Source organism: Photobacterium lucens (assembly GCF_009873615.1).
Lineage (GTDB): Bacteria > Pseudomonadota > Gammaproteobacteria > Enterobacterales > Vibrionaceae > Photobacterium > Photobacterium lucens.
The window spans coordinates 1-5,345 of sequence record NZ_SSMG01000104.1; the positions used below are offsets into that span (position 1 = coordinate 1).

The following is a 5,345-nucleotide window of genomic DNA, read 5'->3' on the forward strand; positions in this document are numbered from 1 at the left end:
AGTTTTACCGTGGTCAACGTGGCCGATAGTACCAACGTTTACGTGCGGTTTTACGCGTTCAAATTTTTCTTTAGACACAATCGTGTTCCTTCCTAGTTAAGATACGTCCCCTACTAGGTCGGGGACGGCTCTGAAGTTTGTATTTTATGCGCCAATAGCCATTGACGCAATAATGAAATTAAGTACGTTCTGCAATAATTTTGTCAGTAGCATTCTTTGGCATTTCAGCATATTCGCTAAATTCCATAGAATAAGACGCACGGCCTTGTGTTGCTGAGCGTAAATCTGTTGCATACCCGAACATGGCAGATAGAGGAACTTGTGCACGAATGATCTTCACACCCGCATTACCTTCGTCCATACCTTCGATCATGCCGCGACGACGGTTAAGGTCACCAACAACATCACCCATCCATTCTTCAGGAGTAGTAACTTCAACTTTCATCATAGGTTCAAGAAGAACAGGGTTAGCTTGAAGCGCACCTTGTCTTAATGCCATTGAACCTGCGATTTTAAATGCGATTTCGTTAGAATCCACGTCGTGGAACGAACCGTCGAACAAGGTCGCTTTAACGTCAACCATTGGGTAGCCTGCAAGCACGCCACTCTTCATTTGCTCTTCGATACCTGTAGCTGCCGCCGTAATAAATTCTTTTGGCACACTACCGTTCACGATTTCATCTACAAATACAAAGCCTTCGCCTGGCTCAGTTGGCTCTAAACGTAACCATACGTGACCATATTGGTTACGACCGCCAGTTTCACCAGCTTGACGAATAAATTTGCCTTCAACTTCAGTTGTACCACGAATACTTTCACGGTAAGCAACTTGTGGGTTACCCACATTACAGTCGACGCTAAATTCACGCTTCATACGATCAACGATGATATCAAGGTGAAGCTCACCCATACCAGAGATTAACGTCTGGCCTGATTCATCATCAATTTCGACACGGAAAGATGGATCTTCTGCTGCTAGTTTTTCTAGCGCGATTGCCATCTTGTCCTGATCTGCTGTTGAACGTGGTTCAACAACGATCTGAATAACTGGCTCAGGGAAATCCATGCGCTCAAGGATCACTTTATGATTCTGCTCACACAGGGTATCACCTGTTGTCGCAAATTTAAGACCAATGGCAGCAGCGATATCGCCCGCACGCACTTCTTTGATCTCTTCTCGTTTATTCGCATGCATTTGTACAATACGACCTAAACGTTCGCGTTTTTCTTTGATGGTGTTGTAAACAGTATCACCTGAATTTACGACACCAGAGTAAACACGCATGAAAGTTAACGTACCTACAAACGGGTCTGTTGCAATTTTGAATGCTAGTGCTGCAAATGGTTCGTCATCACTTGAATGACGCTCAACAGCGTTACCGTTTTCATCTTCACCAGTAATTGCTTTTACTTCTGTAGGCGAAGGAAGGTAGTCAACAACGGCATCAAGTACTGCTTGTACACCTTTGTTCTTAAATGCAGAACCACAGGTAGCAACTACGATTTCGTTGTTTAATGTACGTTGACGAAGACCTGCCTTAATTTCTTCTTCAGACAGCTCACCTTCTTCAAGGTATTTATCCATTAGTTCGTCATTTGCTTCTGCAGCTGACTCAACTAAGTTCATGCGCCACTCTTCTGCTTCTTCTAACAAATCAGCAGGAATGTCTTCATAGGTAAAACTAGTACCTTGATCAGCATCTGACCAGTTAATGGCCTTCATTTTGATCAGGTCAATTACACCTTTAAATTCATCTTCAGAGCCAATATTCAATTGAATAGGCACTGGGTTTGCGCCAAGACGGTTTTTAATTTGCTCGATTACGCGTAGGAAATCGGCACCTGTACGGTCCATCTTGTTAACGAAAACCATACGTGGAACTTCGTATCTATCAGCTTGACGCCATACAGTCTCAGACTGAGGCTCTACACCTGAAGAACCACAGAACACAACAACAGCACCATCAAGTACGCGCAGTGAACGTTCAACTTCAATAGTAAAGTCTACGTGTCCAGGGGTATCGATGATATTGATTCGGTGCTCGTCGAACTGGCTATCCATACCACGCCAAAAAGTGGTAGTTGCAGCAGAGGTGATCGTGATGCCACGTTCTTGCTCCTGCTCCATCCAGTCCATAGTAGCAGCGCCGTCGTGTACTTCACCAATCTTATGAGATATGCCTGTGTAAAACAGGATACGCTCGGTAGTAGTTGTTTTACCGGCGTCAACGTGAGCACAGATACCGATGTTACGGTAGCGCTCGATAGGCGTTTTGCGAGCCACGGTTGTATCCTCTTACTAAGGTGAACCTTAGAGTATGGTTTAGGCACAGCAGGTAAACCTGCTGTGCCCAATTTTTAATTACCGAGTAGGTATGATTACCAACGGTAATGTGCGAACGCTTTGTTCGCGTCTGCCATACGGTGAACGTCTTCACGTTTCTTAACAGCAGAACCTTTGTTGTCAGCTGCATCTAACATTTCGCCTGCAAGACGCTGAGCCATAGATTTTTCACCACGCTTACGCGCAGCTTCAACCAACCAACGCATAGCTAGTGCGTTACGACGTACTGGACGTACTTCTACAGGCACCTGGTAAGTTGAACCACCCACACGGCGAGACTTAACTTCTACCGCTGGACGTACATTTTCAAGAGCTTTTTCGAATACAGCTAGGTGTTCTTCACCAGAACGCTCAGCCATAGTGTCTAGTGCAGAGTAAACGATTTTTTCTGCAGTAGATTTCTTACCGTCAACCATTAGGATGTTAACGAATTTTGCCAGCAATTCTGATTTGAATTTAGGATCTGGAAGGATCTTACGCTGACCGATTACGCGACGACGTGGCATGGAAATTCTCCGTTGTCTTCTTCAGGTTATCCAAAACTTTTCAGTTTCTTCAAAATTAAATAATTTTAGTGTTTGGCCTTACTTAACGGAATCCATTAAGACTTAGGACGCTTCACACCGTACTTAGAACGACCTTGTTTACGGTCATTTACGCCAGCACAGTCTAGTGCGCCGCGAACTGTGTGGTAACGTACACCTGGAAGGTCTTTAACACGACCACCACGGATAAGAACAACTGAGTGCTCTTGAAGGTTGTGGCCTTCACCGCCGATGTATGAAGTTACTTCGAAACCGTTAGTTAAACGAACACGACATACTTTACGTAGTGCTGAGTTTGGTTTCTTAGGAGTAGTAGTATATACGCGAGTACATACACCACGCTTTTGTGGGCACGCTTCTAGTGCAGGCACGTTGCTTTTTACAACTTGCTTAGCACGTGGCTTACGTACCAACTGGTTAATAGTTGCCATTAAATAGCTCCTGAATATTACTTTCGTAAATGGTGAAAAATCTGCCTCCCAACAACAGGAGGACGCGAAATTTTAGGCATCGCACCCAAAGGTGTCAAGATCTAACCAACGATCAATCAAGTGATCATTTCTTAAACAATCGCTTTTTTGCCGCTTTTAGGGTGGGTGTCTTAGTAAATTAAGCCCATTTCATATGCTTATCGTGCTTAACAGTTAGCGCAACAAAGCCTTTATAATCAATAAGATTAAGATCTTTATCACACTTATCTTGCAAGCCTCGCGCAATGACATCAGCTTCTAATAAATAAATTTTTATTCCGGTGTTTTTTATTGCCGCTAAATCTTTATTTTTTACCAATCCTGCGACAACTGCATCTTCTAACAGCAATATTTCATCGCCCGCAGTTACATATGCGAGACATTGCGTTAAAGAATGACTTTGAAACGGTGAACGAGTAACGGTATGAAGCATGACGACCTCAAAAGGTAAGAAGTTGACGACATTGATGCATTTTTTCTACAAGTGCTTGTTTTTCTAATGCAGTAACATCTATCAGCAAATCATCAACGGTTAAACCACGGGCTTCAAGTGATTCAGCACTAACATACACGTTCTCAATGTCGTAAAGCTCAAGCATTTTAAAGGTCGCGATATAGTCACGGCTTAAGATCGCTTGTGGCTGTTGCTGTTTCAGTAACTGAAACACACCATCATCAATAAAAAACAGCTCTAGTTCTTCAGTATAAGCTGAGCTTGCCAATACAGCATCTAGCCCTTCTCGCCCACTGTTACTTCCATGCGGTGACGTTCTAAAAACAAATCCAAGTGAATTCATAGCATTACCACTAAAATTGAATAACACGATCGGCGGTTAACATTACTTCTGCTAACCCACCGAGACCGGCTTGCTCAAATCCTTCAGCAAGGTTTGCTGAACCCAATTGATTTTGCTCTGCTTCTTGCGCACCCACAATGCCACGACGAAGTGCTGCTGCAACACACGTTTGTAATTCAACTTGATGCGTTTTACCCAATTGCTGCCATGCTGCAACTAAGTCAAATTCATCTGAAGCTGGTGCTGTTAACGCTGAACCATTTTGCACACCATCTTGATAGAAGAAAACACGTTGCAGTTTGTGCCCTTCCTCTATTAGCGCTTGTGCAAATTGGTATGCAGAACGCGACGTTTGACTGCCATAAACGGGGCCATTTACCACGATAGCGTAAGTTAAACTCACTTCTCACCGTCCTCTGTTTTACGCTGACGGATATACAAGTACACAGTGTGCTTTGAAATATTTAGACGATCTGCAACACGGTTGATGGCATCTTTAATATCGAAGATGCCTTTATCAAACAGCTCCATCACAATTTGACGGTTTTTCGCATTGTTCGATACATTCTTATCGGCATTAATCTCTTCGATAGTACGCTCAACAGTTTGATCAACAAGTTCATCAACGTCACTAGCAAAGTTAACGCTAGATGCCGCTTGTTTAGCTTCATCTGTTGGCATAAACGATTGTAGGATCTGTGAAAATGGCGCATCTAAGTTAACGTTAATGCACAATAGACCGATGATGTTGTTATCACCGTTTCGGATTGCAATGGTGATCGATTTCATTAAATCACCACCTTTAGCACGGGTAAAATAAGCGCGAGAAAAGTTACGTTCAGAACCTTCAATATCACGTAACATGCGCAATGCAAGATCAGTAATTGGCGAGCCAACTTTACGACCTGTATTCTCACCATTAGCGATTTTAATTGCTGAGGTATTAAGATCGGCTAATGAGTGCAGCACGATTTCACAAAACGGACCAATCAGTGCAGCTAAACCATCAACGACAGCTTCGTAAGAACGAAGAATAATATAATCATGCTCAGAGAAGATTCGGCTATCGACGATATCACTGTCGACCATCACCTCTGAACCAAAGTTATCAGTAGAAACCACTATTCAATCTTCCATGCTGCAATCAAGACTATTTATACAATTTATGCATCCAGCATAAGTATTAAAT

General features: G+C 43.1%; 7 protein-coding genes. All 7 read right to left on the reverse strand.

All coding sequences use genetic code 11. The features are described from left to right. Positions 1–178: 178 nt before the first annotated feature. Entirely contained in the window at positions 179–2,284 is a 2,106-nt protein-coding gene (gene fusA / locus E5A76_RS05335; RefSeq protein ID WP_161118319.1) for an elongation factor G, read from the reverse strand. A gap of 95 nt (positions 2,285–2,379) precedes the next feature. Beyond that, positions 2,380–2,850 (reverse strand): 30S ribosomal protein S7, encoded by a 471-nt coding sequence (gene rpsG, locus E5A76_RS05340; protein ID WP_008988087.1) that lies wholly within the window; start codon positions 2,848–2,850, stop codon positions 2,380–2,382. Between the two features lie 95 nt (positions 2,851–2,945). Continuing rightward, positions 2,946–3,320, reverse strand: a complete 375-nt coding sequence (rpsL, locus tag E5A76_RS05345) for a 30S ribosomal protein S12 (protein ID WP_004399892.1) — start codon at positions 3,318–3,320, stop codon at positions 2,946–2,948. A gap of 178 nt (positions 3,321–3,498) precedes the next feature. Next, entirely contained in the window at positions 3,499–3,792 is a 294-nt protein-coding gene (gene tusB, locus E5A76_RS05350; RefSeq protein WP_053987522.1) for a sulfurtransferase complex subunit TusB, read from the reverse strand. A 7-nt stretch (positions 3,793–3,799) separates the two neighbouring features. After that, positions 3,800–4,156 carry a sulfurtransferase complex subunit TusC gene (tusC, locus tag E5A76_RS05355; RefSeq protein ID WP_053987531.1) on the reverse strand — a complete coding sequence of 119 codons (357 nt, stop codon included), beginning with the start codon at positions 4,154–4,156 and terminating at the stop codon, positions 3,800–3,802. 10 nt (positions 4,157–4,166) lie between these two features. Continuing rightward, complete coding sequence (tusD, locus tag E5A76_RS05360) at positions 4,167–4,559, reverse strand: sulfurtransferase complex subunit TusD (RefSeq protein WP_161118320.1); 393 nt, start codon at positions 4,557–4,559, stop codon at positions 4,167–4,169. Next, positions 4,556–5,278 carry a helix-turn-helix transcriptional regulator gene (locus E5A76_RS05365; RefSeq protein ID WP_008988091.1) on the reverse strand — a complete coding sequence of 241 codons (723 nt, stop codon included), beginning with the start codon at positions 5,276–5,278 and terminating at the stop codon, positions 4,556–4,558. Before E5A76_RS05365 ends, tusD begins: the two co-directional genes overlap by 4 nt. Positions 5,279–5,345: the final 67 nt, after the last annotated feature.

Coding starts and splice junctions, on each gene's coding strand:
- rpsL (WP_004399892.1), bottom strand. CDS start 3,320: ATGGCAACTATTAACCAGTTGGTACGTAAGCCACGTGCTAAGCAAGTT.
- tusC (WP_053987531.1), bottom strand. CDS start 4,156: ATGAATTCACTTGGATTTGTTTTTAGAACGTCACCGCATGGAAGTAAC.
- rpsG (WP_008988087.1), bottom strand. CDS start 2,850: ATGCCACGTCGTCGCGTAATCGGTCAGCGTAAGATCCTTCCAGATCCT.
- tusB (WP_053987522.1), bottom strand. CDS start 3,792: ATGCTTCATACCGTTACTCGTTCACCGTTTCAAAGTCATTCTTTAACG.